The sequence below is a fragment of the Neorhizobium populisoli genome (genome assembly GCF_019430945.1).
GTDB classification, from domain to species: domain Bacteria; phylum Pseudomonadota; class Alphaproteobacteria; order Rhizobiales; family Rhizobiaceae; genus Neorhizobium; species Neorhizobium populisoli.
The window spans coordinates 550020-576243 of sequence record NZ_JAHYCB010000003.1 but is presented as its reverse complement, the minus strand read 5'-3'; the positions used below and the strand labels follow the sequence as shown (position 1 = coordinate 576243).

24 protein-coding genes are annotated in these 26224 nt (G+C 60.0%); 12 read left to right on the top strand and 12 right to left on the bottom strand.

Going from position 1 to position 26224, the window contains the following annotated elements:
• Positions 1–30 precede the first annotated feature (30 nt).
• Together KX729_RS10705 and KX729_RS10700 are read left to right on the top strand one after the other, a co-directional pair.
• Entirely contained in the window at positions 31–816 is a 786-nt protein-coding gene (locus KX729_RS10705) for a cytochrome c oxidase assembly protein (RefSeq protein ID WP_219742544.1), read from the top strand.
• A 12-nt stretch (positions 817–828) separates the two neighbouring features.
• A complete protein-coding gene (locus KX729_RS10700; protein ID WP_219742414.1) occupies positions 829–1896 on the top strand; it encodes a c-type cytochrome in 1068 nt (355 codons plus the stop codon).
• Positions 1897–2130: 234 nt separating this feature from the next.
• Here KX729_RS10700 and KX729_RS10695 read toward each other — a convergent pair whose 3' ends face one another.
• On the bottom strand, positions 2131–2397 hold the full coding sequence (locus KX729_RS10695) for a hypothetical protein (protein WP_219742413.1): 267 nt from the start codon (positions 2395–2397) through the stop codon (positions 2131–2133).
• A 122-nt stretch (positions 2398–2519) separates the two neighbouring features.
• Here KX729_RS10695 and KX729_RS10690 point away from each other — a divergent pair, with 122 nt between their 5' ends.
• Both KX729_RS10690 and glgX read left to right on the top strand, forming a co-directional pair.
• A complete protein-coding gene (locus KX729_RS10690) occupies positions 2520–2816 on the top strand; it encodes a hypothetical protein (RefSeq protein WP_312990745.1) in 297 nt (98 codons plus the stop codon).
• Between the two features lie 95 nt (positions 2817–2911).
• Positions 2912–4990, top strand: coding sequence for a glycogen debranching protein GlgX (glgX, locus tag KX729_RS10685; RefSeq protein ID WP_219742411.1), 2079 nt, complete (start codon positions 2912–2914; stop codon positions 4988–4990).
• 68 nt (positions 4991–5058) lie between these two features.
• On the opposite strand, the gene glgA is transcribed toward glgX, so the two are convergent.
• Both glgA and KX729_RS10675 read right to left on the bottom strand, forming a co-directional pair.
• A complete protein-coding gene (glgA, locus tag KX729_RS10680; RefSeq protein WP_219742543.1) occupies positions 5059–6540 on the bottom strand; it encodes a glycogen synthase GlgA in 1482 nt (493 codons plus the stop codon).
• Positions 6541–6829: 289 nt separating this feature from the next.
• Positions 6830–7204: a DUF2934 domain-containing protein gene (locus KX729_RS10675; RefSeq protein WP_219742410.1), complete on the bottom strand. Its 375-nt coding sequence runs from the start codon at positions 7202–7204 to the stop codon at positions 6830–6832.
• Between the two features lie 177 nt (positions 7205–7381).
• Between KX729_RS10675 and KX729_RS10670 the strand changes: the two genes are divergently transcribed.
• Positions 7382–7630 (top strand): hypothetical protein, encoded by a 249-nt coding sequence (locus KX729_RS10670; RefSeq protein ID WP_219742409.1) that lies wholly within the window; start codon positions 7382–7384, stop codon positions 7628–7630.
• Positions 7631–7820: 190 nt separating this feature from the next.
• Here KX729_RS10670 and KX729_RS10665 read toward each other — a convergent pair whose 3' ends face one another.
• Both KX729_RS10665 and KX729_RS10660 read right to left on the bottom strand, forming a co-directional pair.
• A complete protein-coding gene (locus tag KX729_RS10665) occupies positions 7821–8318 on the bottom strand; it encodes a YciE/YciF ferroxidase family protein (RefSeq protein WP_025554325.1) in 498 nt (165 codons plus the stop codon).
• An 89-nt stretch (positions 8319–8407) separates the two neighbouring features.
• Entirely contained in the window at positions 8408–8794 is a 387-nt protein-coding gene (locus tag KX729_RS10660; RefSeq protein WP_219742408.1) for a BON domain-containing protein, read from the bottom strand.
• A 154-nt stretch (positions 8795–8948) separates the two neighbouring features.
• On the opposite strand from KX729_RS10660, the gene KX729_RS10655 reads away from it, so the two are divergent.
• Complete coding sequence (locus KX729_RS10655; RefSeq protein ID WP_219742407.1) at positions 8949–9278, top strand: hypothetical protein; 330 nt, start codon at positions 8949–8951, stop codon at positions 9276–9278.
• 33 nt (positions 9279–9311) lie between these two features.
• Here KX729_RS10655 and KX729_RS10650 read toward each other — a convergent pair whose 3' ends face one another.
• Positions 9312–9488, bottom strand: a complete 177-nt coding sequence (locus tag KX729_RS10650; protein WP_219742557.1) for a hypothetical protein — start codon at positions 9486–9488, stop codon at positions 9312–9314.
• A 191-nt stretch (positions 9489–9679) separates the two neighbouring features.
• Positions 9680–9883, bottom strand: coding sequence for a hypothetical protein (locus KX729_RS10645; RefSeq protein ID WP_219742406.1), 204 nt, complete (start codon positions 9881–9883; stop codon positions 9680–9682).
• Between the two features lie 125 nt (positions 9884–10008).
• Here KX729_RS10645 and ku (KX729_RS10640) point away from each other — a divergent pair, with 125 nt between their 5' ends.
• Complete coding sequence (gene ku / locus KX729_RS10640; protein ID WP_219742405.1) at positions 10009–10812, top strand: non-homologous end joining protein Ku; 804 nt, start codon at positions 10009–10011, stop codon at positions 10810–10812.
• A gap of 159 nt (positions 10813–10971) precedes the next feature.
• On the opposite strand, the gene ligD is transcribed toward ku (KX729_RS10640), so the two are convergent.
• Together ligD and ku (KX729_RS10630) are read right to left on the bottom strand one after the other, a co-directional pair.
• Positions 10972–13473: a DNA ligase D gene (gene ligD / locus KX729_RS10635; RefSeq protein WP_219742404.1), complete on the bottom strand. Its 2502-nt coding sequence runs from the start codon at positions 13471–13473 to the stop codon at positions 10972–10974.
• Between the two features lie 2 nt (positions 13474–13475).
• Positions 13476–14342, bottom strand: a complete 867-nt coding sequence (gene ku, locus KX729_RS10630; RefSeq protein WP_312990797.1) for a non-homologous end joining protein Ku — start codon at positions 14340–14342, stop codon at positions 13476–13478.
• Positions 14343–14529: 187 nt separating this feature from the next.
• Here ku (KX729_RS10630) and KX729_RS10625 point away from each other — a divergent pair, with 187 nt between their 5' ends.
• On the top strand, positions 14530–15036 hold the full coding sequence (locus tag KX729_RS10625) for a sigma-70 family RNA polymerase sigma factor (RefSeq protein WP_312990739.1): 507 nt from the start codon (positions 14530–14532) through the stop codon (positions 15034–15036).
• 145 nt (positions 15037–15181) lie between these two features.
• On the opposite strand, the gene KX729_RS10620 is transcribed toward KX729_RS10625, so the two are convergent.
• On the bottom strand, positions 15182–15907 hold the full coding sequence (locus tag KX729_RS10620) for a glutathione S-transferase (RefSeq protein WP_219742402.1): 726 nt from the start codon (positions 15905–15907) through the stop codon (positions 15182–15184).
• A 194-nt stretch (positions 15908–16101) separates the two neighbouring features.
• Between KX729_RS10620 and KX729_RS10615 the strand changes: the two genes are divergently transcribed.
• Entirely contained in the window at positions 16102–18444 is a 2343-nt protein-coding gene (locus KX729_RS10615; protein WP_219742401.1) for a glucose/quinate/shikimate family membrane-bound PQQ-dependent dehydrogenase, read from the top strand.
• Between the two features lie 78 nt (positions 18445–18522).
• Here the strand turns inward: KX729_RS10615 and KX729_RS10610 are convergent, their stop codons facing one another.
• Together KX729_RS10610 and KX729_RS10605 are read right to left on the bottom strand one after the other, a co-directional pair.
• Entirely contained in the window at positions 18523–18825 is a 303-nt protein-coding gene (locus KX729_RS10610) for a BON domain-containing protein (RefSeq protein WP_219742400.1), read from the bottom strand.
• A 54-nt stretch (positions 18826–18879) separates the two neighbouring features.
• Positions 18880–20820, bottom strand: a complete 1941-nt coding sequence (locus KX729_RS10605; protein ID WP_219742399.1) for a hybrid sensor histidine kinase/response regulator — start codon at positions 20818–20820, stop codon at positions 18880–18882.
• A gap of 197 nt (positions 20821–21017) precedes the next feature.
• Here KX729_RS10605 and KX729_RS10600 point away from each other — a divergent pair, with 197 nt between their 5' ends.
• The 3 genes from KX729_RS10600 to KX729_RS10590 all read left to right on the top strand — a co-directional run bounded on the left by KX729_RS10600 (position 21018) and on the right by KX729_RS10590 (position 26085).
• A complete protein-coding gene (locus tag KX729_RS10600) occupies positions 21018–21620 on the top strand; it encodes a TetR/AcrR family transcriptional regulator (RefSeq protein WP_219742398.1) in 603 nt (200 codons plus the stop codon).
• A 71-nt stretch (positions 21621–21691) separates the two neighbouring features.
• On the top strand, positions 21692–22846 hold the full coding sequence (locus KX729_RS10595) for an efflux RND transporter periplasmic adaptor subunit (RefSeq protein ID WP_219742397.1): 1155 nt from the start codon (positions 21692–21694) through the stop codon (positions 22844–22846).
• Between the two features lie 83 nt (positions 22847–22929).
• Positions 22930–26085 (top strand): efflux RND transporter permease subunit, encoded by a 3156-nt coding sequence (locus KX729_RS10590; RefSeq protein WP_219742396.1) that lies wholly within the window; start codon positions 22930–22932, stop codon positions 26083–26085.
• The last annotated feature ends 139 nt before the right edge of the window (positions 26086–26224 follow it).

The window sequence follows — 26224 nt, the reverse complement described above, 5'->3', positions numbered from 1 at the left end:
CAACCTCCTCTCTCCCCCCTTGCGGGGGAGATGTCGCTGGAAGCGGCAGAGGGGGGTGGTTCAGCACACTCCACTGTCGGGTTCGTGGCACCACCCCCCTCTGTCAGCTCTGCTGACATCTCCCCCGCAAGGGGGGAGAAGGGAGATCGCGGCTCTGCCGAACTTTCGCATCGCCCGTCGCGGCTTGCAGCTCTGATCATGGGTTCAACTGTTCTTCTCGCCCTCTGGGCAATCCTCCTCCCATTCTCCGACCGTTCATCCTTCTCTATTCACATGATCGCCCATATGGGCGTCGTCGCCGGTGCCGCTCCCCTGATCGCCATCGGCCTTGCCGGCACCCGGTTCGATTTTACCGCCCGCCAGATCTGGCTCAGCCCCTTGCTCGCATCGGTCATCGAACTCTTTGCTATCTGGGGCTGGCATATCCCGGCGATGCGGGCGCTGTCGGAAAGCTCGCTTCCGTTCGCCTTTCTCGAGCAAGTCGTCTTCCTCATCGCCGGGCTGACCCTCTGGCTCTCCTGCCTCGGCGGTTGGCAAGCGGGGCGCGAGGAGCGGCGGCTTGCCGGGACGTTCGGGTTGCTGTTCACCTCCATGCATATGACGCTGCTCGGCGCGCTGCTAGCGCTTTCGCCGCGACCGCTTTACGGTGAGGGGGAGGTGAGCTGTTTTGGCGTGACCCTGTCCGCGGCAGCCGACCAGCAGGCGGGTGGCGTTGTCATGCTGCTTGTGGGGGCCGTCGTCTATCTTGCCGGCGGCGTCACCCTGCTTGCGCGCACGCTGAATGCGCCGCAGCCGATGGAAGACAGCAGCCGATAGGGGAGGGAAGCCATGACGATCCGTTGGAAATACCTGATCATTCTCATCGTGCTCCTGCCGCTCCTCGGTCTCGGTTTTGCGTGGTCGGGGCTGATGGGCGTCAGGGCCAGCACCGGTCATTGGGCGGCGACGGACTGGTTCCTGCATTGGGTGATGAAAAACTCGGTGCGCACGGCGGCCCTTTCGGTCGACGTGCCGTCGCTCGACGATCCGGCGCTGGTGCCTGCCGCGGCCGGGCATTTCGAAAGCGGATGCGCCATCTGTCATGGCTCGCCGGCGCAAGGCCGGTCTGATGCGGTGCTGGCCATGCTGCCACCGCCGCCGGATCTGAAGGAGAAGGTGCCGAGCTGGAGCGATGCTCAGCTTTTCGAGATCGTCAAGCATGGCGTCCGGTTCACAGGCATGCCGGCCTGGCCGACGCAGATGCGTGACGACGAGGTCTGGGCCATGGTCGCCTTCCTGCGCAAGCTGCCTCAGATGGATGCCAATGCCTATTTCCAGGCCTCGGGCCTGCACGGTATCGGTCATGCGGGCGAGGTCTCGCCGCTGCCGATCACCTGCGAGAGCTGTCACGCCGACAAGAAGCTGAACAATGGCAGCATCATTCCGCGCCTCGCCGGCCAGTCGGAAGCCTATCTGCTCAACAGCCTGAAGGCCTATGCGGCGAAGCAGCGCCCAAGCGGCATCATGGAAGTGGCCGTCGGAACTTTGCCGGAGGAGGGGTTGCCGGAACTGGCCAAATATTATGCGGGGCAGAAATTGCCGCTGCGTCCGGCTCAGCCATCCGTTGATCCGACGCTTGTCGCCAAGGGCCAAGAGCTTGCCGAAAAGGGAAGGCCGGCGGACAAGGTGCCGGCCTGTCTCAGCTGTCACGAGAAGCCCGGCGGCAATCCGGCCTACCCGCGCATTTCAGGACAGAACACCGCCTATATTGCGCGGCAGCTTCATCTTTTTCAGACGGGTGTAAGGGGTGGTTCGCAATTCAACCACCTGATGACCGAGGCGGCGAAAAATCTGAAGGAGGAGGATATCACGGCTCTCGCGACCTTCTTTGCCGGCCGCGAGAGCGTGGGGCCTTGAAGGACAGGCCGCTCTCCTCCCCAGGAGCTCAGTGCGGGCGCTAAACCGGAATGACCATCATGTAGCAGACGGCGATCATCAGAACGAAGCCTGCGGCTTCAACCCATTCCTTGACCATAGACGCCTCCCATTGCATCGCTGGTGATTGAACGCAGTCAAAACATTCTAGTTCCACGAAATAGCCATAAACGTGGCAGGTTTGCCTTAAATGTGAAATGGCATAGTTAACAAGGACTAACGGCTATCTGCCTCCGCCCTGGCACGGGCGGCCTCCAGGATCGAACGGACCTCGCGGGCCGCGGCATTTTCAATCGCAAAAGCACTGTCCGGCGACAGGCCCGGATCTTCCTCATTGTCCTTGAATGTCGCGTCGTCGCGAAGCCGTTTCAGGAATGTGGTGATCGTCACTTCGCCGCCGATCATGGCAGCCAGCATCTCGATCATCAGCTCCCGCTGGGCGTTCAACCTGCCCTCCAGTTCCTCCAAAGTCTGCGTTGACATGGGCTTCCTCCTTGTCCGGTTCGTCGGTTCTGACGGAGATAGGGGAGGGAGGTCGGGAGGGAACAATCGGCTGGACCGAAAGTTGAACCTTGCGAAAAAGATAGAGACTGGAGGCGAGCATGATGGAATTTGCCAGATCGGGCGGCGAAAATGGCGGGCGCGACGTGCGCGACAGGCTGATCCTTGCGCTCTATGCCCAGCTGAAGGCCGAGCGCCAGACGCGTGAGGCGCTGGAATATGTCATCCGTAAGGGCGCCATCTCGCCTGAGGTCTTGGAAGCGATCGCCGGTGACCCGGTACCGGTGGCGACTGCGGAAGACGTCGCAGCAGTCGAAAAGGTCATCGCACTCGATGCCCGGCGCAGGACTTCCGCATCGGCTCAGGGAAGCGATCAAGGAGACGCGCCGCCGGCCGGTTAGCAAGGAGGCAACTGCCTGCCTTTACTGTTGAAATGTCACGGAACGAAATGCTGTGCCGCAGCATTGTGAGGGAAATTTCTCTCAATGGGTGTGGCATGGACGCGAAATCAAATCACTTCGTCGTGGAATCCGGCTCCTGGCAGCAGCTTGGCGCGAATTATGACGGGGAGGGCGTAAATTTTGCGATCTTCTCCGCGCATGCGGAACGGGTCGAGCTTTGCCTCTACGATCCCAGCGGCAAGATCGAAATCGCCCGCCTGACCCTGCCGGAATACACCCACGAGGTCTGGCATGGATATGTACCCGGCTTGAAGCCCGGCGCTCTTTATGGCTATCGCGTCCATGGTCCCTACGACCCGGAAAACGGCCACCGTTTCAACCCCAACAAGCTGTTGATCGATCCTTACGCCCGCGAACTTGCCGGCGACGTGGAGTGGAATGAGGCGCATTTCGCCTACGACCTGCTGCATCAGGACAAGGACCTGACCTTCGACAGCCGAGACAGCGCGCCGTTTACCCCGAAATGCCGGGTGATCGATCCGAACGAATTCGACTGGCAGGACAACAGCCGGCCGAACGTGCCGTGGTCGAATGCCATTGTCTACGAGACCCATGTGAAGGGCTTCACCCAGCTCAATCCAGGTATTCCGAAGGAGCTTCGTGGCACCTTCGAGGGCATGGGGCACAAGGCGTCCGTCGATTATATCAAGAGCCTGGGCATCACCTCAGTCGAACTGATGCCGGTGCATGCCTTCCCGGACGACCAGCATCTGCTCGACAAGGGACTGAAGAATTTCTGGGGCTATAATACGCTTGGCTTCTTCGCACCGGCCTCGCGTTATTACGGTCCGCGCGGTATCCAGGGTTTCCGCGACATGGTGCGGAGTTTCCATGATGCCGGCGTCGAGGTCATTCTGGATGTGGTCTACAACCACACGGCCGAGGGCAACGAGCTTGGGCCGACGCTCTCCTTCAAGGGCATCGACAACTTCTCCTATTATCGCACGATGCCGGACCAGCACCGGTATTACATCAATGACACGGGCACCGGTAATACGGTCAACACCTCGCATCCGCGGGTGCTGCAGCTCGTCATGGATTCGCTTCGCTACTGGACCGAATACATGCATGTCGACGGTTTTCGTTTCGACCTCGGTACGATCCTGGGCCGTGAACCGGAAGGGTTCGACCAGCGCGGCGGTTTCTTCGATGCGGTGACGCAGGATCCGGTTCTGTCCAAGGTGAAGCTGATCGGCGAGCCTTGGGATATTGGTCCCGGCGGTTATCAGGTCGGCGGTTTCCCGCCCGGCTGGGCCGAGTGGAACGACAAGTATCGCGATACGGTGCGCGAATACTGGAAGGGCACCAATGTCTCGACGGATTTTGCCGCCCGCCTGCTCGGCTCCGGCGATCTCTACGACCAGCGCGGCCGCCGGCCCTGGGCGAGCGTGAATTTTATCGCCGCCCATGACGGTTTCACCATGAACGACCTCGTCTCCTACAATGAGAAGCACAACGAGGCGAATGGCGAGGACAATAACGACGGCCATAACGACAACCATAGCTATAACTACGGCGCCGAAGGCCCGACCGAGGACGAAGGCATCAATGCGGTCCGCGACCGGCAGAAGCGCAATCTGCTCGCCACTCTATTGTTTTCGCACGGCACGCCGATGCTGCTTGCTGGCGACGAGTTCGGCCGCAGCCAGATGGGCAACAACAATGGTTATTGCCAAGACAGCGAAATTTCCTGGGTACATTGGGAAAACCTGCCGGAAACTTGTGAGGAACTGCGCGAATTCACGCGCCGGATCATCGAACTGCGCCACAAGCAGCCGCTTCTTCGCCGCGAGAACTGGCGCGACGGCATGGATATCAAGTGGTTCAATGCCGGCGGCGGTTTCCAGCAGCCAGAACAGTGGGACGACGGCTCGACGCTCGGCGTCTATATCGGCCGGCCGGATCTCGAGCAGGAAGAGGGCATCTGGCACGACGTGCTGATCCTGTTCAATCCGTTCGAAGGCAATGTACCGTTCCGCATTCCGCAGTTCGGCGAGGGTGGCTGGGTGCTTGAGCTCACCACGTCCGATCTCGCCAAGCGGGGCCTGACGATCACCAAGGAGAAGGACTTCGAGCTCGAAGGCCGCAGCCTGGCTCTGTTCCGGAGGCCGTGAAAACGGCCTTCAGCTCTCAAAGAAAAACCGGCTGAAAAGCCGGTTTTTTTGTTCTCTATAGTGGAGTTTTAAAGCGCTGAGCGGCGTATCTCGCCAGTCGATGTCACCTGGCCGGATTTGCGCACGAGGTTGGCGTAAACCGCCGCATATTGCTGGGCGCTACGTTCCCACGAGAATTTTGCCTTCATGCCCTGGTTCTGCAGACGCGCCCACATCTTAGGTTCCTGATATGCGTGGAGAGCGCGGCGAAGCGCCAGCCGCAGGCCGTCGGTCGTGACGGGATGGAACTGGAAGCCGGTTGCCACGCGGGCGGACATCGCCGCGTCGTTGGCGTCGATAATCGTTTCCGAAAGCCCGCCGGTGCGCGAGACGACCGGAACGCAGCCATAGCGCAGGGCATAAAGCTGGGTCAGGCCGCAGGGTTCGAAGCGGGAAGGCTGGACGATCGCGTCCGATCCGCCGTGGATCAGGTGGGCGGTCGGTTCGTCGTAGCCGATATGCACGGCCATCCGGCCCGGGAAGCGGGCGGCGGTATCGCGCAGCAGCTTCTCGACGTCACGGTCGCCCTGGCCGAAGACAATGACCTTGCCGCCATTGTGGATCACCTCGTCAGCGGTTTCGGCAAACATGTCGAAACCCTTCTGCCAGGTCAGGCGGCTGACGGCGGAAAAGACCGGTCCGTCGCCGGAAGGGTCGAGGCCGAATTTCTCCAGAAGCACATCGCGGTTCTCGCGCTTGCGGCGAAGCGTGCCGATGTCGAAATTGCGCGGCAGATGCGGATCGGTCGCGGGGTCCCAGACATCGAGGTCGATGCCGTTGACGATGCCGCGCAATACGGAAACGCGGGCGTTCAGAACGCCATCCATGCCCATGCCGAAACGCGGGGTCAGGATTTCGCGGGCATAGGTCGGGCTGACCGTGGTGATCGCGTCCACCGTCTGCAGGCCGCCCTTGAGGTAGCTGATATCGCCGAAATATTCCATGAGGTTCATGGAATAGGCCTGCGGTGGCAGGCGCAGTTCGGGCATGATGTTTTTGGAATACTGCCCCTGGAAAGCGAGGTTGTGGATCGTCAGGACTGCCGGTGTCATGCAGCCGCGGTCGCGCATGTAGACAGAGGTCAGTGCCGATTGCCAGTCATGGGTATGGACGAGATCCGGCACCCAGCCGGGCAGGACGCCGCAGGCGATTTCCGCCGCCGCCAGCGAAAGGGCCGCAAAACGCTTCCAGTTATCGGGATGATCGACACCCTTTTCGTTCACATAAGGCCCGCCCGGCCGGTTGAACAGCGCCGGGGCATCGAGAACAAAAAGGCTCAGGCCTTCGATACGGGTGTGGAGAAGAGAGGCGCGCTCTCCCAACAGATCGTCGAAGACGACGAGCGGCATGGCGCTTTTCAATTGCTGGAGAACGCCGGGATAACCAGGGATCAGCGTCGTGGTTTCGATGCCGAGCGGTTCGAGGGCCTTCGGGAGGGAACCGGTAACGTCACCCAACCCGCCGGTCTTCACGAGAGGGAAAATCTCTGAAGTCACCGACAGGACTTTCATTGCCGGAATTCCCCCCTTTGCATAAGCAGTTTCGCGCTTCCGACCGGTGGCGAATTTCGGTTCCTCGATCGAAAACAGCGCATTCATCATAACGTCCTCAGCTTTGGGTCAACGTTCTCCATTCGAACATCCGGAAGCATGCCGGAGTTCCTGAAGGAGAGCGGATCAAGACGACGCAGGAACGCAACAGTCATTTCTGTAAATCCAGGAAATACGAATCCGCATCGCGGCGAGGATGAATCGCCGCGAGTGACGAGATTGCTGAAAATGTTTGGTGTTCCGGGCGACCCTACTCGCCGGCCGGAACTTTCTTGGAGCTCTTCTTGGCCGGCTCGACGGCCGCCGGCATGGCTGCCGGTGTTTTGGAAGCCGTCTTGTCGGGCGAAGCTTTCGAAGCTGTTTTTGCTACAGGCTTTGCTGCCGTCTTCACTGGCTTGGAAGTGTTGGCAGGTTTGGAAGCCGCCGCCTTTGTCGCCTTGGGTTCAGCCAGAGCCTTTTTGGGCTTTACGGCTGCCGGTGCCTTTAAGGAAGCGGTTGGAGCCTGCGTCGCATATTCAAGCTTCGCCTGTTCCCAATGTTCCCGATCCTTGCCGGTCGGATAGCCTTCCTGCTCCCACAAGGCGTATGCACGCCTTCTGATCCATTCGTCTTCGGATTCCGCCATTATTGTCTCCATTCGCCCAATCGCCCCAACGAGTGCGGCGCGGAAAAGTTCCTAGGTGAAAAAGAAAAACACGAACACGGCCAAGGGGACGCGGCCTTTACCCGTAAAAAATCAAACCCGGCGGGAACCTTAGGCTTGTGAGTTTGTTTGTAGCCGCCGGGAAGGAGACACATTACAATGGAAAAATACTGCGATATTGTTCCACACGCAACCGGGTGGGTGTATGTGATCGACGGCGTTCAGTCCGTATCATATTATCACACCTATGACTTGGCGATGGATGCCGCGAAGGCAAAACTGGCGCGAGATGGCCTGTTTGAAGGCAAGATATTTCGCCGACAGGCCCTGAACGGGGACATGCTTCCAATAACCGTGATTGCGACGGGGCAGGGAGCGGCCCGGATCAAGCCGGGATTCCACGCCTGACACGCATCTGTGAAGTGAAAAGCCCGGTTGTGACCGGGCTTTTTTATTGCGCTGCGGCGAAATGTCTTTGCTGCGCAGCATCGATTTTTCCGAAACAGCCCCCAAAATCACCAGATGAGGCTGTCCCGGTTTCGTTACCACGCGGTTCGACTGCAAAACCGCCATCCACCTCGGCTCAGAGATTCGCCGTTCAGGCTGCCTTCTGAGCGGCAGTGTTGACCGCGGATTTGGCAAGCGTGGTGAGCGCTTCGTCGGTCTTCGACTCTTCGGCCAGCGTCTGCTCCAGGAGAGCTGCCGCGTCCTTCAGGCCGAGCTGCTGAGCCCAGGCGCGCAGCGTGCCGTAACGGCTGATCTCGTAATGCTCGACAGCCTGGGCCGCAGCAAGGAGGCCGGCATCGAGGGCCGGGTTGCCCTTGAACTCCTCCATGACTTCTTCGCCTTCCGACAGGATGCCTTCGATGGCATCACAGGTCTTGCCCTGGGCGCGTTTGCCGATCAGCTCGAAAACCTGTTTCAGGCGATCGATCTGGCCTTCGGTTTCTTCCTTATGATGCTGGAAGGCTGCCTTCAGCTTTTCGTCCTGTGCCGCCCGGGCCATTTTCGGCAGCGCCTTCACGATCTGGCGCTCGGCATAATAGATGTCCTTGAGGGTCTCGTAGAAAAGGTCGTCGAGGGTCTTGCTGGCCATTGCTCTCTCCTTGGTTTTTATGGGTTTTTCAATGGTAGGCATTGCGAGGCATCTAACTGGATAGATGCCTCACAGGTTCCTCAAAAAAATCAGTGCCTCTCAGGTGCGATGCGCAGATTGTTATGGAAGGCGGTCACACCTTCGATCTCGAGCACGATCTCTTCGGCACGAGTCTTGTCGGCGAGATGGGCAACATACCCCTCCAGGGTCACGTCGCCCCCATCCACCTTCAGGTTCAGCCCTTCGGGATTGAACGAAGTATCCTGGTTGAGCTGCTCTTCCACATCATGCGCAATCAGATCGTCGGAGCGCTTGGCGGCTCCTTTATTGATCTTCCTGTCCTGTTCCGGTCCCTCTGCGAAGATGTTTGCTTCGCCTTGAAGATAACCGTCCGGGCGGCTTTCGGCGGGACCTTCCCAACGAGGCCATTGCGAGGTCTCGCCGGGGCGGCCGGCTTTCGGCTGCTCATTTTTCATTCGGCTTCTCCTTGTCAGGGCATGATCGCCCGCGTCCGGAAAACCCCCGGTTGTCGCAAAGGTTCCGTGGAAAAGCGCGGAACCTAATCGCATAGCGTGCGTTTCAGCGTAAACTAAAAGAATGCCTTCTTATGGAATGCCTAGGGAGACTGACATGCAGGACCGGTTAAAGATTTATCGTCTGGTGCCGATTGCGCGGGCAAAAGACCCCAATTGGCAGAATGCGACATCGCATGGCGAAGTGATCGTCAGGGCGAAGACGGCGGGCGATGCGCGCATCGTTGCGTGCCAGGCCGAACTTGATTTCATGGAAATCGATGCAGCACCCTGGGAGGGGACGTCCACGGATATGGCGAGCGCATTTCGCAGCGACAAGCTCTATTCCGTCATCGAAGACAATAGCGGCCGCTTCGTGCCAAATGGGCCGCGCGAAGTGATCGGCGGCCGCGTACGCGTCGACAACCTGATTTCAACGCAGCTTTGACAGGGCAGCTTTGACAGGGAAGTGAGGAAAGGGTCAGTCGGCGTTTTCGAGCTTGTCGCCAAGCGCCTTTTGCAGGTCCTTCACAAGCTCGAGCAGCCGATCCGGAACCTCTTCCTTCTCGATTTCGGTAAGCAGGACGGAAACCTGCCGGCTGACCCGGCGGCCCAATCTTGCTTCCTTTTCCGCAAACGGAGTGTTCTGCTTCGCCATCCCGACCTCTGACGCCATATCCATCGGCAAGTCTGCCGTACCTAAAGTCCGCCCCGAAACCCTATCTCCATCCTCCATACAGCAAGACCGTTAACTTGCGATATCTCGAAAAAGTCACAGGCAATAAATGAAATAGGGCACCCTCCTATCAAGGAAGGCGCCCTATTTGTTCCAGAAAAAATGGAACAGTGTCAGTGTTTCGGCGGCCTGGGGGTGCCGGTTGGAATAGACGTGACGGTTGCCGAGACTGGATCGCTGGCCGGGAATGTATCTTCCAGGCCCTCGTCGAGCTGCTCTTCCAGATCACCCGCATGGCCCTTTTCACGGGCCGATTGCTCGGCTGTCTTCTTGTCCCATTCCTTCTGCGGCGCGTTCGGTGTGTTGTTCATGCCCATGGAAATGCCCTCCTGTGCTGGCGTTGCGGGGGAAACGGTTTGCTCCGACGGTTTGTTCCGGAACCGTTCGGCACCCGCATTGGTTATTCGATGAAAATCAGGTATTTCGCTTCAGGAGTGGGTTGATGGCGCCGCGCGTTTTCTGGAAAGGCTATCTCAAGCTTTCGCTGGTCACCTGCAAGGTGACGATGACGCCTGCGATCTCCGAAGGTGCCAAGGTTCGTTTCCACAACATCAATGCCAAGACCCATAACCGGGTGATGAGCATCTATGTGGATTCTGTGACCGGCAAGGCGGTCGACGACGATGACCAGGTGAAAGGTTATCCGAAGGGTGAGGATGATTACGTCCTGCTGGAGGATGAGGACATCGAGGATGTCGGGCTCGAGAGCACTCGAACGATCGATATCGAGACGTTTGTCCCGGCCGATTCGATCGGCTGGATCTGGTACGACAGGCCGCATTATCTGGCGCCGGACGACGAGGTGAGCGCCGAGGCCTTTGCCGTCATCCGTGAGGCGATGGCCAAGACAAAGACCGGCGGCATCGCCCGGCTCGTCATGTACCGCCGCGAACGCGCCGTACTCCTCCTGCCGAAGGACAAGGGCATCGTTGTCTGGACGCTCCGGTATGGCAACGAGGTGCGCGATGCGGATGATTATGCTGCGGACAAGCCGAAGCAGAAACCGGAATCCGACCAGCTGAAGCTGATGATGAAGGTGATCGACGAGCGGACGAAGACATGGTCACCTGCCATGGCGGACGATCCGGTGCAGGACCGGCTCTTGGAGATAATCTCCAAACGCAAGAAGGGTCGAAAGACGAAAAAGGTCGAGGACAAGGCGCCGGAGCGGAGCAGCAATGTGATCGATATTACCGCGGCGCTGAAGAAGAGTTTGGAGGCGGAGAGAAAATCGCCGAAGCGGTGAGGGGAACTCCCTCTCCCCCTTGCGGGGGAGATGTCGCCAGCGGCGACAGAGGGGGTGGTTCAACATATTCGACAGTCGGGTTCGTGGCACCACCACCCCATCTGTCAGCTCCGCTGACATCTTCCCCGCAAGGGGGAAGATGGGGCGCGCCGCAGCGCTTTACTTTCCCTTGAACTTCAACACCACTTCCGCCTTGCGAAAATCACCCCAGGGGTCTCGTGTCTGCTGCGCGATCCGCGCCGGCGTGTTCGCCACCGTGAAATAGTTAGGCCCGATGGCGCCACCCAGTTCATCCCATTCGAGCGGCATGGAAACCGGGGCGCCGGGGCGGGCGCGGCTGGAGTAGGGGGCGACGGCAGTGTTGCCTCGGCCGTTTCTCAGGTAGTCGATGAGGATCTTGCCCTTGCGTTTCGACTTGGTGATGGTCGAGACGTATTTGTCCGGCGTATCGCCGGCCATGCTGTCAGCCAATGCCTTCATCGCGTCCTTGACCTCCGGCCATTCGGCTTTCGGCTTCAGCGGCGCCACCACATGCAGGCCCTTGCCGCCGGAGGTTTTGACGAAGGCGGTGAAGCCCATATCCTCGAAGCGCCGTTTCACCTCGTGGGCGGCAGCAATGATCTCCGTCCAGGAGACGCCATCGCCGGGATCGAGGTCGATATTGACCATGTCCGGCTTTTCCCAATCATCCAGCGTCGAACCCCAGGGATGGATTTCCAGAGCCGCGCCCTGGACAAGCCCGAGCAGGCCGTCGAGGTCGCGGATAGTGATATATTCATCGGTCTTGTCGGTCGGGTCTTTGACGAGGACCGCATTCTTGGTCATGCCTTTCCAGCCGTGTTTCTGAAAGAAGAGCTGGCTGGTAATGCCATCCGGCCCGCGCAGCAGCGCCAGCGGCCGGTTGACGACGAACGGCGCCATCAGCCGCCAGACTTCAGTGTAATAGTCGGCCAGTCCCGCCTTCGTCACGCCTGCATCCGGCCAGTAGACCCGGTCGGGATGGGTGAGATTGACCGTCCGCTTCGGCGGTTTCTTTTCCTCGGTGGTATTCACAGGCCCGCCCTCCCGGACGATCTCCTTGGGATCCTTGTCTTCCCGAATGCCGCGGAAGGAAGCATGCCGGATATGGGCATCCGCCGTCCAGCCGCGAAATTCGACTTCCGCCACCGTTCCGGGTTCGACGAAAACGACATCCTTCTTTTCCAGGCCGGTGAGCTTTTCATCGAAGGGGTTCTTGCCGGTACTCAGGATATCAAGACGCTTGAACAGCGATTGCGCCACCGCATTGGAATAACCGGTGCCGACGCGGCCGGCGTGGCGCAGCTTGCTCTTGTCGTAGTAACCCATGACCAGCGAGCCGATCGCCTTCGAATTGACCGAGGACGGTACATAACCGGCAATGACGAATTCCTGCCGTGCGGAGCATTTCGACTTCACCCAGTCGCGGCCGCGGCCTGGGCGATAGGGTGCGTCGGATATTTTCGAAATGACGCCTTCGAGGCTCAGCCGACAGGCGTGTTTCAGAACCAGCCCGCCTTCGTCATCGAAATGTTCGCTGTAGCGCAGGATCGGGCCGGAGCCCTTCAGAAGGGTTTCCAGTGCTTCCTTGCGTTTGACGAGCGTTGCGCCGGTGAGGTCGTATCCGTCGAGATGCAGAAGGTCGAAGGCGAAGAAGGTGAAGCGGTCATCGCGTTCCTCGCTCAGGTCCTGCTGCAGGAGGGAGAAATCCGTGGCGCCGGAGCCAGCTTCGACCGCCAGTTCGCCATCGATGATCGCCTGTTTCAGAGCGAGCTTTTCGAAGGCGGAGACGACGTCCTTGCCGAATTTATGAGTCCAGTCGAGGCCCGTGCGGGTGAGAAGCTTCACCTCGCCGTCGGCGATATGCGCCTGGAGGCGATAACCGTCGAGCTTGATTTCGTGTACCCAGCGCTTGCCGGAGGGGGCGGCCTTGACCAGGGTTGCCAGCTGCGGCTCGATAAAGTCGGGAAGTTTGGCTTTTTTCGCGCCCCTGACTTTCGAAGTTGCGACCTTCTCCGCTTCCGGCGCCGGCGCTGTCTTGGCGCTCGCCTTGACCACCTTCTTTTTGGCGGTGGGTTTGCGGCCCCAGATTTCATCGAGCGTCTTGCCGGTCTTCACCGAAAGCGGCAGTTCCTCGAGAATGTCTTGATCACCTTCGGTGCGGGCAAATTCGTCTTCGCCCTTGATCAGCAGCCAGTTTTCGCGCTTCTCGCCTTGCTTCTGGCCCATGCGGACCAGATGCCAGCGACCTTCGAGCTTCTCGCCTTTGAGCGCAAATTCCATATGGCCTTTCTTGTAGGCCTTGTGCGGATCGCCGATCGGCTCCCAGGTGCCGCGGTCCCAGAGCAGTACCGCACCGGCGCCGTAATTGCCCTTGGGGATCTGACCTTCGAAACCGCCATAGTCGAGGGGATGGTCTTCTACATGTACAGAGAGCCGCTTGTCGCCCGGCACGAGGCTCGGGCCGCGGGTCACGGCCCAGCTTTTCAACACGCCGTCCATTTCCAGCCGGAAATCATAATGCAGGCGGGTGGCGTCGTGTTTCTGGATGACGAAACTGTTGCCGCCGGTCTTTGCTTTTTTCCCGCGCGGCTCCGGCGAGACCTCGAAATTACGCTTCTCGTGATAGGTTTCGAGCGCCATGCTCAGCCGGCCTTTCTCTGCGGTGAGGCAGTTTTACGCGATACAGTTTTCTTGGCGGCGGTCTTCTTCTTCGACGTCTTCTTGCCGGTGGACGACGGGCCGGCGCTCTGACGCAGGGCATCCATCAGGCTCGAAACCTTTTTTGGCTCGGGCTTCGGCTTCTTCTTCAGCTTACGACCTTCGATCTTCGCCTTGATCAGTTCGGCGAGAGCCGCCTCGTAGCGATCGTCGAATTTCTCCGGATCGAACTTGCCCTTCTTGGTATCGATGATGTGCCGGGCGAGATCGAGCATTTCGCCTTCGATCTTGAAGCTCTTGATGTCGGAAAAGATCTCCCTGGCGGGTCGTACCTCGTAGTCATAGTTCAAGGTACTGGCGACCATGCCTTCGTCGCTCGGGCGGATCAGCAATGTGCGGTAGCGCCGGAACAGCACGGTGTGGGCCAGTGCCGCGACGCCTTTTTCCTGCAGGCCCTTGCGGATCAGTTCGAACGTTTCCTGGGCGGGCTTGTCAGCCGGCGCCAGATAATAGGGGCGGTCGAGAAAGATCGTGTCGATGCCGTCGCAGGGAATGAAGGCTTCGAGCTCAAGCGTCTTGTCGCTTTCCGGTACGGCCGCCTTCACCTCATCAGGGTCGAGGAAGACATATTCGCCGCTCGCGACCTCATAACCTTTGACGATATCGTCGTTTTCGACCGGTTTACCGGTGTCCGAATCCAGCATCTGGCGGCTGACGCGATGGCCGGTTTTCCGGTTGATGATGTGGAAGCTGACCCGATCCGATGTGGAGGCGGCTGTATAAAGTGCCACGGGGCAGCTCAATTCACCGATTTTCAGATAGCCCTTCCAGTTTGCACGCGGTGCCACGATCACAACTCCGGCTGAAACTTCTCACAAGCTCTATCAACAGGCCGTTGTGGCGCTTTGTTCCGGCAGGTGGATCGCGAAATCCTGCGTTGCTTATGAACACACGTTCATCTTCTTGGAACCAAATCGCCGGGGCCTGCGTTTGCCACCGAAATTCCAGGCCATGTAGACTTCGGAGGGGTAGGCAACGGTGTCTGAATCACAGTTGAACAGCGATCCCGCCCGTGCAGATATAGTGAAGCTTATTCCGGCTCTCCGCGCATTTGCCCGTACTTTCTGCCGCAATCCAACCGATGCGGACGATCTTGTGCAGGAAACCTTGATGAAGGCGCTTGCCAATCTCGACAAGTTCGAGCGCGGCACCAAGCTGAAAAGCTGGCTCTTCACCATCATGCGCAATACCTTCTACACGCGTGCGAAAGTGCTGGGGCGTGAGGCCCCGGGTATAGAGGATAACGTCTCCGGCGATACGCCGATCGCAGCCAACCAGGAGATGGCGGCCCGGGCGCGGGAGGTGCAGCGGGCGCTGCAGAAGCTGCCGGCGCATTATCGCGAGGTGCTGACGCTGGTCGCCATCCTCGGTGAAAGTTACGAGGCGACGGCGGAAATTTGCGATTGCGCGGTCGGTACGGTGAAAAGCCGGCTTAACCGCGCCAGGCACCAGATATTGCAGGAATTGGGAGAGGAGGCGGGCTGAGCCATGATGGCAAGGCCGCCGCTCACACGTGGAGGACACCCCCATGAAATTCACTCTTATCGCAGCGGCCATCGTTCTGGCGACGATCGCGCCGGTCTTTGCCTTCATCTAGATGTCTTTGCCTTCATCTAGATAAAGACCCCGCTCACGCAGGGTCCTGATCCAGTTCCGGATAATGCCGGAATATGCCCGACTCGTTAAAAGCGAGCCGGCGTTTTGATGCGAGATAGGCTTTGATATTCGGCCGCTCCCGCACCACGTCGCGCAGTTTGGCGACGTTCGGATATCTGTCATCGAAATTCTTCATCGCCCGCGGGAATGCGTAGGAGAGACCTTCGGCGATCTGGAACAGCGATAGGTCGACATAGGTCAGCGCGCCACCGACCGTATAGCCGCTGCCAGTCGGGTTGGCCGCGATGATGCGCTCGAAATAGCCGACGAATTTCGGCACCCGGTTCTTGAGAAAAGCTTTCGAGCGCGCCTTGGCCTCGTCTTTCTGGTCCTCGTAATAATCCATGGTGCTGATCGGATGATGGGTATCATGCACTTCCATCATGAAATCAGCGATCGTCAGTTGCAGGCCGTTGGCAAAGATGCGGCCGTTTTCGTCCTTTGGCGCGAGGCCGAGTTTCGGGCCGAGATAAAACAGGACGTTGGCGACATGCGAGACGACCAGGTCGCCATCCTTCAGGAACGGCGGCGCAAACGGCATTTCAGAACCATGTTTGCCATGCATGAAATCCATCATCTTGTCGCTGCCGCCATCTGTGCGCGCCACATCGACATAGTCGGCGCCCGCGTCTTCCAGCGCCAGGCGCACATATTCGCCGCGGCCCTGAAGGCCATCCCAATAATAGAGTTCGTAAGCCATTATCTCTCCAAAACGTCTGCGATTTTTGTTTATGTCTTCAATGATGCGGGTTCTGTTCAGTTCCCTATCCGTGTGACAGTTCCGTTAAATTTGCATGGCAGCCCTGCGGCCTGGAACCTTTGCGCAAAGCTTGTGTTGACGGGCAGGACGCAGGGTTCCCACGCGCCCGAAATCCATCCGGACAGGGTTCAATCATGGCAATCAATATCACGGCGGTCCTTTTCATTCTGATCGGGCTCGCATTGGCCGTTGGCGGCGGCCAGTTGGTGCTGCTTGGCGGCAGCGCCTATTATCTCATTTGCGGGCTGGGTTTCGTGCTCACCGCTGTGCTTCTTTTCATGCGCAAGGCGATCGCGTTGCGCGTCTATGCGGTCCTTGTGATTGCCTCGCTCATCTGGGCGGTATGGGAGGTCGGTTTCGACTGGTGGCAGCTTGGGCCGCGCGGCGGCCTCATCATCATTCTCGGCCTCTGGCTGCTGACACCCTGGATCCGCAGACCTCTCGGTTTCGTAAGCCCGACCGGCATGCGCTACGGTGCAAGTGCTGCGCCGCTGGCGATTTCCGTCGCGATTGCGGTTGCGGTCGCCGTGCTGTCGATGTTCTTCGATCCCTATGACCAGAGTGGTGACCTGCCGGAGCAGTCGGTTGCAGCCGCGCCGCCAATGGGCGGCAATGTCCCGGCCGGTGAATGGCATCAATATGGTCGCACGCCCTACGGCCAGCGTTATTCGCCGCTCGACCAGATCAAGGTGGAGAATGTCGCCAATCTCAAGGAGGTCTGGCGTTACCAGACCGGCGACGTGAAGCGGCCTGACGATGTGGGCGAGACCACCTATCAGGTAACCCCGCTGAAAGTCGGCAATTCGCTTTATCTCTGCACACCGCACAATCTTGCCATCGCGCTCGATGCGACGACCGGCAAGGAAAAATGGCGCTACGATCCGAATTCCGGAATGAACCCGGACCGGCAGCATCAGACCTGCCGCGGCGTCAGCTATTACAAGGATCAGGCCGCCGCTCCCGGCAGCGCCTGCGCCGAGCGTGTCTATCTGCCGACATCCGATGCCCGGCTGATTGCACTCGACACCAAAAACGGTCAGGTCTGCAGCAATTTCGCCGACAAGGGCACACTGCAGCTTACCAGCGGCATGAAATACAATCCCGCCGGTTATTATTACTCCACCTCGCCGCCGGCCATCGTCGGCAACAAGATCATTATCGGCGGTGCGGTCAACGACAACTATTCGACGCAGTCTCAGTCCGGCGTCATCCGCGCCTTCGACGTCAATTCCGGACAGCTGATCTGGAACTGGGATGCCGGCAATCCAAGCCAGACCCAGCCTCTGCAGCCGAGCCAGACCTATACGACGAACTCGCCGAACAGCTGGTCGGTGTTCAGTGTCGATGAGGATCTGGGCCTCGTCTATATCCCGCTCGGCAACCAGGTGCCGGACCAGCTCGGCATGGGCCGCAGCGACAATGTGGAGAAATATTCCTCCTCAATCGTCGCGCTCGATATCAATACCGGTGCCGACAAATGGGTGCGGCAGTTCGTGCATCATGACCTCTGGGACATGGATGTGCCGGCCCAGCCGGTGCTGCTCAACTTGAGCAGGCCCGACAACTCCGTCGTGCCGGCGCTTGTCGGCCCGACCAAGCAGGGCGACATCTACGTCCTCGACCGCCGCACCGGTGAGCCGATCCTTCCGGTCACCGAAGAGCCGGCACCGGGCGGCGCTATCCCCGAGGACCGCACCGCGCCGACGCAGCCGACTTCGGCACTCACCTTCAAGCCGAAACCGCTGGAAGAGCGGGATATGTGGGGCGTCACGCTGATCGACCAGATGGTCTGCCGTATCTGGTATCACCAGTATAATTACGAGGGCCGCTACACGCCGCCATCGCTGAACGGCTCTATCATCTATCCCGGCAATTTCGGTACGTTCAACTGGGGTTCGGTTGCGGTCGATCCGGAACGACAGGTGATGTTCGGCATGCCGACCTATCTCGCCTTTACCTCGAAACTCGTGCCGCGCGCCGATATCCCGGCAAAGGGCCAGGGCGAAAAGGGCAGCGAACAGGGTCTGAACCGCAATGAGGGCGCACCTTACGGCGTCTATATGGGACCGTTCCTCGGTCCGCTGCAGATCCCCTGCCAGGCGCCGCCATGGGGTTATGTCGCCGGCGCGGATCTGCGTACCGGCAAGATCGCCTACAAGCATCGCAACGGCACGGTCTACGACATGACTCCGCTGCCGCTGCCTTTCAAGGTCGGCGTGCCCGGCATCGGCGGGCCTATGATCACCAAGGGTGGCATCGCCTTCCTCGGTGCGGCGGTCGACGATTACCTGCGCGCCTACGATCTCACCAACGGCAAGCAGCTTTGGGAAGCCCGCCTTCCGGCCGGCGGCCAGGCGACCCCGATGAGCTATGCAGTGGAAGATGGACGTCAGTTCGTGGTGATGGTTGCCGGCGGGCATGGTTCGGTGGGGACGAAGCCGGGCGATTACGTGATCGCCTATGCGCTGCCCAGGTGATTGATCGCATATAACGAAAAAAGGCCCGGAGCAGTTCTCCGGGCCTTTACTGTTCCACCATCCACCGGTAATCCGGTCCTATAACGGCCGCGGTTCATTATTGAAAAACGACGGCGACGTCGGGCGGATAAGGTTGCGGACATCCATCACGCCCGGAACGCCGCGTGCGACTTCCTCTGCCCGGCCGATTTCCTCCGGTACCTGGACCATGCCGGCAAGCGTGACTTCGCTTCCTTTGACGGTGACGGTCACATCGCTGGCATCGACGCCGCCGGCCGAGGCAAGGGCGTCGGAAACCGCGCCTTCGAGCGTTGCCTGAGGCGGAAATTCCGTTTCGATTTCGGGCAGTTCCTCATGGAAATGCTGATGTTTGAAAACCATTGTCGTTCTCCCGGTTGATACCGGGAAAACAACGCCCTTGCCGGGCGAAAGGTTTCAGCCGCCGCTGGCGAGCACGCTTGCGATGATGTCCTGCAGCTGGTTCTGCGAAAACGGCTTCGGCAGGCGGGGCAGACGGTTGTCGCCGCCGGAGGGGAGTTCCGCATAACCCGTTGCCAGGACGACCGGCATGTCGGGCCATTCCTGCCTGATCGCGGCGGCGAGTTCGGAACCCGTCATCCGCGGCATCGAATGATCGGTAATGACGATGTCGATCTTGGCGCCGGCCTTCAATTCCTTGAGGGCATCGGCGCCGCTATAGGCCTCGATCACGGTATGGCCGAGATCTTCCAGCATCAGCGTCGTATTCATCAGCACCAGCGCATCGTCATCGACGGCAAGCACGGTGAAATTGCCGTTCGGCATTTCGGTGGTCGGGGGCATTTGCGTCTCCGAGATTTGCGGACATTCATCTGGTTCTGCGGCGGGCAGAAAAAGCGATACGGTTGTTCCATGGCCTTTTTGACTGTCGATCGTCAACTTGCCGCCCGACTGTTCGGTCAGGCCCTGCACCATGGACAGGCCAAGGCCGGTGCCTTTTCCCACGCCCTTGGTGGTGAAGAAAGGCGTGGTGGCGCTGGCGCTGGTTTCCTCGTCCATGCCTTCGCCGGTATCGGAAACCCAGAGCCGCACATAACGGCCGGGCTTCAGCCGCTCCGTCTTTTCGTGGGCCATGAATTCTTCGGCGGCGATGGTAATCGTGCCGCCATTCGCCATCGCATCGCGGGCGTTGACGACGAGATTGAGCAATGCGCTTTCGAGTTGCACCTGATCGGTGACGATGCGCGGCAGTTCCATCGGGAACCGCGTTTCGATATGCGTCGCGCTGCCTACCGACCGGCGTATGAAATCCATTATGCCGGTGACCAGCATGGCAAGGTCGACCGCCTGCATGTTGAGTTCCTGGCGGCGGGAGAAGGCAAGCATCCGTTGGGTCAGCGCCGCGCCGCGTTCGGCGCCCTGAAAGGCGTTGTCAAGAAGAGGTGCCAGACCGGGATCGTCCGGCAGGCGCTTTTTCAGGATTTCCAGGCTACCCATGATCGCCATCAGCAGATTGTTGAAGTCATGGGCGATGCCGCCGGTCAACTGGCCGATCGCTTCCATCTTCTGCGACTGGAACAGCTCCTCGCGGGCCTGGGTCAGCGCCTTCTGCGTTTCCAGCTTTTCGGTAATATCGCGGGTGATCTTGGCGAAACCGAGGATGGAGCCGTCTTCGCCGTGAATGGCATCGATGATGACATGCGCCCAGAAGCGGGAGCCGTCCTTGCGCTGGCGCCAGCCTTCCTTCTCCATTCGGCCTTCGCGTCGCGCCGTTTCCAGGCTGTTCTGCGGTTCGCCGCGCTGGCGATCTTCATCGGTGTAGAATTGAGAGAAGTGCTGGCCGACGATCTCGGCGGCCGAATATCCCTTGATCCGTTCCGCGCCGACATTCCAGTTGCTGACATAACCGTCGGGGTCGAGCATGTAGAGGGCGTAATCCGTGACGCCCTGAACGAGGATCTGGAATTGCCGCTCGCTGCTCTGCAGCTTGGCTTCGGCGGCTTTCCGCTCGGTCAGGTCCCGGGTGATCTTGGCAAACCCGAGAAGTTCGCCGTTTCTGCCCCAGATGGGATCCATCACCACATGAGCCCAGAAGCGGGTGCCATCGCGGCGAACACGCCAGCCTTCGGACTCGAAACGACCTTCACGCACGGCGGTTGCGATCGCACGCTCGGGAAGGCGGGCAAGGCGGTCTTCATTGGTGTAGAAACGGGAAAAATGTTCGCCCAGAATTTCCCAGGCCTCATAGCCCTTGAACCGCTGCGCACCGGGATTCCAGCTGACGATATTGCCATCGGCATCGAGCATGTAGATGGCATAGTCCGTGATCGCATCTACAAGAAGACGATAACGCTCCTCCCCAAGCAACGACACATCGTAACTTTGCGGCATGCTCATCAAATGTCCCCAGCCGCGTAAGCGCGGTTTGACTCCCTTTAACGTGAGTCTTGTCCTTTGGTTCCATCGGTTGTGATTTTTTGTCACGACCTGGAACACCTTTCTCGGTCGATGGTCGAGTTGACATTTGACGACTTTCGCTTTACGAATGACGAAAATTGAAATTCATCAGTCGTAAAGCGAAAGTCGTTACGGACATGGATAGCACCGAACAGATTGTCGATTTGGCCCGTCAGGAGAACATTACCCGCATCCTCGATACCGCGGAGCGGCTGTTCAAGCACTACGGCTATACCAAGACCAATGTGGCCGACATTGCCAAGGATCTCGGCATGTCGCCGGCCAATATCTACCGTTTCTTCTCCTCGAAGGCAGACATCCACAAGGCGCTTGCGCACCGGATGCTGGAAGCCGGCCGCACCGTGGCGCGTGCCAATGCCGCACGCCCGGCGAGTGCCACCGAACGCCTGCGTGACCATTTCCTGCAACAGCATCAGATCACCGTGGAAACCTTCCTGCATGAGAACAAGGTCCACGAGATGGTTGTCGTCGCCATCGAAGAACAGTGGTCCGTCGTCGAAGATCATATCCGGCAGCTGCAGACGATTGTTGCAGGCATCATCCGTGAAGGGATCGATGCCGGCGAGTTTCGCGAGCAGGACGAAATCCTCGCATCGGAATGCATGTGCGCAACCGTCGTCTCGCTCTGCCACCCGCAGATCGTTGCCGAATGCCTGATCGAAGACCGGCGCATGACGCCGGCCGATCTCGTCGAATTCGCCCTCAGGGCTTTGAAGTAATCATTGAAATAGCAGTGAACAGCAACGGGCGCCGGATGCGCCGCTTTCAACCACCTTATGGAGTGGGGACCATGTTTTCGTTCGCAAATGGAAAGACCGCGTTTGTTTCCAAAAGCCTTCTCGTCGCGGTCGCGCTCGGCGCGCTGACGGCCTGCTCGGAAGAGAAGAAGGTGGAGGCGCCGGAAATCGTGCGCCCGGTCAAGGTGGCCGAAGTGTCCGAACCGGACATTGGCCGCAAGCTCGACTATTCCGGCTCGGTGCGCGCCCGCACCGAGATGAACCTCGGTTTCCGGGTCGCCGGCAAGATGACCGAGCGGCTGGTCGATATCGGCCAACGCGTCAAGCCGGGCGATGTCCTGGCCCGCCTCGATGCGGTCGATTATCAGCTCGCCGTTCGTCGCGCCGAGGCTGATCTTTCCGCAGCCACCAAGCAGGTCGAGATTTCCGGTCTTGCCCGCCGCCGCGCCGAGACGCTGGCCGAGAAGAACATTTCTTCCCAGTCGCAGCTCGAGCAGGCACAGCTTGCCAACGACCAGGCGATTTCCCAGAAGGAATCGGCGCAGTCGGCGCTCGATCAGGCCCGTAACCAGGTTGCCTATACGGACCTGAAGGCCACCCAGACCGGTATCGTCACCACGGTTTCCGCCGATGCCGGCCAGGTGGTCAGTGCCGGTACGCCGGTCGTTACCGTCGCAATCGACGGCGAAAAGGAAGTCCAGGTCGCAGTACCGGAAATGGACATCGGCAATTTCAAGCCGGGCAAGACGGTCAAGGCGCGTTTCTGGTCGGCCACCGACTTGGTGCTTGACGGCAAGGTCCGCGAAGTCGCCGGCAGCGCCGATCCGCAGTCGCGCACTTTTGCCGTCCGCGTCAGCCTGCCGGAAGACGGCCGCATCCTGCTCGGCATGACCGCCAATATCGCCGCCGTCGAAGACAATGCCACCCCGACGTGGTCGATCCCGCTGGCAGCCCTTGCAAAGCGTGGCGATCAGCCGGTCGTCTGGATTGTCGATCGCCAGAAAAGCGTGGTAAATTCCCGCCCGATAAAAGTTGCAGATTTCTCCGACAACGGCGTGCGTGTTTCCGAAGGCATCGCCAAGGGAGACCTGGTCGTTTCGGCCGGCACGCAGTTCATGAAAGAAGACATGAAGGTGAAGTTGCCGCAAACGGTCGCTTCCCGCTTCGGCACCGTCAGCAGCCAGACCACAGCCTCTATCCAGCCCTGATATCCCTGCGCCTGTTTGTTTTCGCGATTTCGGACGCAAAGCACCGCACGCTTTCCTGGAATTGCCCTTAAAGGACCAAGACCATGAGCTCCTCTCATCAGGCCAACCCGCTGGACAAGGGTGGATTCAACCTGTCTCGCTGGGCGATCGGCCACCCCAGCATCGCCCGTTTCCTGTTCGGCCTGATCATCGTCATGGGTGCGCTCGGCATCATGAACATGGGCCAGAAGGAAGACCCGGATTTCACCTTCCGCGTCATGGTCGTGCAGACCATCTGGCCGGGCTCCTCGATCGACGACATGCAGAACCAGGTCGTCAACAAGATCGAGCGCAAGCTGCAGGAAACGCCGCATCTCGACTGGGTAAAGTCCTATACCCGCGCCGGCTTTGCGATCACCACCGTGCAGATCAAGGGTGATACCAACACCGCGCAGGTGAAGGACGCCTTCTATCAGGTCCGCAAGAAGATCGGCGATATCCAGCAGGATCTGCCGTCCGGTCTGCTCGGCCCCTATTTCAACGACGAGTTCGGCGACACTTACATCACGCTGAACGCCATCGTCGGCGAGGGCTACAGCTATCCCGAACTCAAGCAGTTCGCCATCCAGGCCCGCGACATGCTGATCGCGACGCCGGGTGTGGAAAAGGCCGTCATCCTCGGCGATCAGCCGGAGAAGATCTTCATCGATGTCTCCTCCAAGGCGCTTGCCGAACGCGGCCTGACGGTTCTCAACGTTCGCGATGCACTCTCCGGCCAGAACAATGTCGATCCCGCCGGCACCGTGCAGACGGCAGACCGCTCGGTTCGCATTTCCGTCGAGGGCGGACTGACGACGCCGGAAGAGATCCGCGAACTGCGCCTCAAGGCCGGCAATCAGGTCATCCGGCTTGGCGATATCGCCACCGTCAAGTCCGGTCTCGAAGACCCGTTCCAGCGCAAATACCGTTTCAACGGTCACGACAGTGTCCAGCTCGGCGTCGTCATGGCGCCCGGCTTCAAAGTCACCGACGTTGGCCATTCCGTCGAGGAAACCTACAAGCGTTTCGAACAGACGCTGCCTGTCGGCGTCGAGGTGCAGCAGATCTCCAACCAGCCGGAAGTGGTCACCGAAGCGGTCGGCGAATTCACCCAGGCGCTGATGGAGGCGCTGGTCATCGTGCTGGTCGTCTCGCTGATCTCGATCGGCTGGCGCTCGGGCATCGTCATCGCGATCGCCATTCCCCTCGTTCTCGCCGCGACGCTCGCCATCATGTTCTACATGGGCATCGAGCTGCAGCGCATTTCGCTCGGTGCGCTGATCATCGCGCTCGGCCTGCTTGTCGATGACGCGATGATCGTCGTCGAGATGATGGAACGAAAACTGGAAGAGGGCCTGCCGCGCCTCGATGCGGCGAGCTTTGCCTATTCCTCCACCGCCTTCCCGATGCTGACCGGCACGCTGATCACCACGGCCGGCTTCATCCCCGTCGGTTTCGCCGAATCCACCGCCGGTGAATACGTACGCTCGCTGTTTTTCGTCGTGGGCATCGCCCTCATCGTCTCCTGGTTCGTGGCGGTCTACTTCACTCCATGGCTCGGTTACATGATCCTGAAGCAGCGGGCGCATGTAGGCACCCATCACGATGCCTATGACACGCGCATGTATCGTGCCGTCCGGCATGCCGTCGGCTGGTCCGTGCGTCACAAGGCGATCGTGCTTCTCCTGACCCTGGGTACCTTTTTCGGCAGCCTCTGGTCCTTCCAGTTCATCCCACAGAGCTTCTTCCCGCAATCGTCGCGTCCGGAAATCCTCGTCGACATGTGGCTGCCGGAAGGCACCGCGATCGAGGAAGTCGAACGTCAGGCCAAGGCTTTGGAAGACAAGGTTCTGCCCGACCAGGACAAGACTTTCGTCGCCACCTATATCGGCGAGGGCGCACCGCGCTTCTTCCTGCCGCTCGACCAGCAGCTCCGCAACCCGAACTATGCGCAGCTTTTGATCATGGCCAAGGATGTCGATGCCCGCGAACGGCTGATCCTCAAGCTGCGCGATACGCTCGCCAAGGACTTCCCGACCGTGCGCGGCAAGGTCGACCGCCTCTTCCTCGGCCCGCCGACCGGCTGGCCGGTGCAGATGCGCGTCACCGGTCCCGATAAGGCCGAGGTTCGCCGTATCGCCGATCAGGTCAAGGAACGCTGCTACCAGCAGCCGCTGTTCGGTGCGATCCACGACGACTGGATGGAGCCGGTGACGGGCATGAAGCTGGTCATCGACCAGGACCGCGCCCGTGCTCTGGGTGTCACCTCGCAGCGCATCCGCCAGATGCTGCAGGCTGCCACCAATGGTGCGCCGGTCAGCGACTTCCGCGAAGGCGAAGAAACGGTCTCGATCGTCGTCCGCGAACCGGATGCGACCCGCGACCTGCTCTCCGCAGTCCAGTCGGTCTATATCCCGACGGACTTCGGTGGCTTCGTGCCGGTCTCGCAGGTTGCCAAGATCGTTCCCGTGCAGGAACAGGGCATCGAATGGCGCCGCGACCGCCTGCCGACGATCACCGTCAAGGCCACCTTGCCGGATGGCGTCGAACCGACCCAGGTCTCGCTCAACTTCTACAACTCGATTGCCGACCTGCGGGCCGCATTGCCTGCCGGCTACCATGTCGACATTCAGGGTGGTGCGGAGGACGCGGCCGAAAGCCAGAACTCGATCGCTGCCAAGGCGCCGATCATGCTACTCGTCATCCTCGTGCTTTTGATGATCCAGCTGCAGCATTTCGGCAAGGCGCTGCTGGTGCTCTCCACCGGTCCGCTCGGCATCATCGGTGCGGCGGGTGCGCTGCTCATCACCGGCGCACCCTTTGGCTTCGTGGCGATCCTCGGCGTCATCGCGCTGCTCGGCATCATCATCCGCAACTCGATCATCCTTGTCGACCAGATCGACCAGGACATCGCCGCGGGCATGGAGCGCATGGAAGCGATCGTCGGCGCCGCCGTCCGCCGTTTCCGGCCGATCATGCTGACGGCGCTCACCGCCGTGCTGGCGCTCTACCCGATCTCCCGCGGCGTCTTCTGGGGTCCGCTCGCCTATGCAATGATGGGCGGCATCCTGGTGGCCACCGTGCTCACCATCCTCGTGTTGCCGGCCGCCTATGCGCTGTTCTTCGGCAAAGAGAAGAAGGTGAAGGACGATCGCACGCCGGCCAATACGCAGGGCGAGCTGTTCGATGAGAAGCATGAGATGCCGATGGCGGCGGAGTGAGGCTGGGGGTAGGGCGAAGCAAGGTAGAGTTGAGCGGATAGTACCGAGCCCGGAGCCCCCTCATCCGACCCTCCGGGCCACCAACCGGGGACGGGTCGCTTGCCCCGTCCCGTCCTCCGGACCCCCGCTGGGGAGAAGG

Coding starts and splice junctions, on each gene's coding strand:
- KX729_RS10705 (WP_219742544.1), top strand. CDS start 31: ATGTCGCTGGAAGCGGCAGAGGGGGGTGGTTCAGCACACTCCACTGTC.
- KX729_RS10700 (WP_219742414.1), top strand. CDS start 829: ATGACGATCCGTTGGAAATACCTGATCATTCTCATCGTGCTCCTGCCG.
- KX729_RS10695 (WP_219742413.1), bottom strand. CDS start 2,397: ATGTCAACGCAGACTTTGGAGGAACTGGAGGGCAGGTTGAACGCCCAG.
- KX729_RS10690 (WP_312990745.1), top strand. CDS start 2,520: ATGGAATTTGCCAGATCGGGCGGCGAAAATGGCGGGCGCGACGTGCGC.
- glgX (WP_219742411.1), top strand. CDS start 2,912: ATGGACGCGAAATCAAATCACTTCGTCGTGGAATCCGGCTCCTGGCAG.
- glgA (WP_219742543.1), bottom strand. CDS start 6,540: ATGAAAGTCCTGTCGGTGACTTCAGAGATTTTCCCTCTCGTGAAGACC.
- KX729_RS10675 (WP_219742410.1), bottom strand. CDS start 7,204: ATGGCGGAATCCGAAGACGAATGGATCAGAAGGCGTGCATACGCCTTG.
- KX729_RS10670 (WP_219742409.1), top strand. CDS start 7,382: ATGGAAAAATACTGCGATATTGTTCCACACGCAACCGGGTGGGTGTAT.
- KX729_RS10665 (WP_025554325.1), bottom strand. CDS start 8,318: ATGGCCAGCAAGACCCTCGACGACCTTTTCTACGAGACCCTCAAGGAC.
- KX729_RS10660 (WP_219742408.1), bottom strand. CDS start 8,794: ATGAAAAATGAGCAGCCGAAAGCCGGCCGCCCCGGCGAGACCTCGCAA.
- KX729_RS10655 (WP_219742407.1), top strand. CDS start 8,949: ATGCAGGACCGGTTAAAGATTTATCGTCTGGTGCCGATTGCGCGGGCA.
- KX729_RS10650 (WP_219742557.1), bottom strand. CDS start 9,488: ATGGCGAAGCAGAACACTCCGTTTGCGGAAAAGGAAGCAAGATTGGGC.
- KX729_RS10645 (WP_219742406.1), bottom strand. CDS start 9,883: ATGGGCATGAACAACACACCGAACGCGCCGCAGAAGGAATGGGACAAG.
- ku (WP_219742405.1), top strand. CDS start 10,009: ATGGCGCCGCGCGTTTTCTGGAAAGGCTATCTCAAGCTTTCGCTGGTC.
- ligD (WP_219742404.1), bottom strand. CDS start 13,473: ATGGCGCTCGAAACCTATCACGAGAAGCGTAATTTCGAGGTCTCGCCG.
- KX729_RS10620 (WP_219742402.1), bottom strand. CDS start 15,907: ATGGCTTACGAACTCTATTATTGGGATGGCCTTCAGGGCCGCGGCGAA.
- KX729_RS10615 (WP_219742401.1), top strand. CDS start 16,102: ATGGCAATCAATATCACGGCGGTCCTTTTCATTCTGATCGGGCTCGCA.
- KX729_RS10610 (WP_219742400.1), bottom strand. CDS start 18,825: ATGGTTTTCAAACATCAGCATTTCCATGAGGAACTGCCCGAAATCGAA.
- KX729_RS10605 (WP_219742399.1), bottom strand. CDS start 20,820: ATGAGCATGCCGCAAAGTTACGATGTGTCGTTGCTTGGGGAGGAGCGT.
- KX729_RS10600 (WP_219742398.1), top strand. CDS start 21,018: ATGGATAGCACCGAACAGATTGTCGATTTGGCCCGTCAGGAGAACATT.
- KX729_RS10595 (WP_219742397.1), top strand. CDS start 21,692: ATGTTTTCGTTCGCAAATGGAAAGACCGCGTTTGTTTCCAAAAGCCTT.
- KX729_RS10590 (WP_219742396.1), top strand. CDS start 22,930: ATGAGCTCCTCTCATCAGGCCAACCCGCTGGACAAGGGTGGATTCAAC.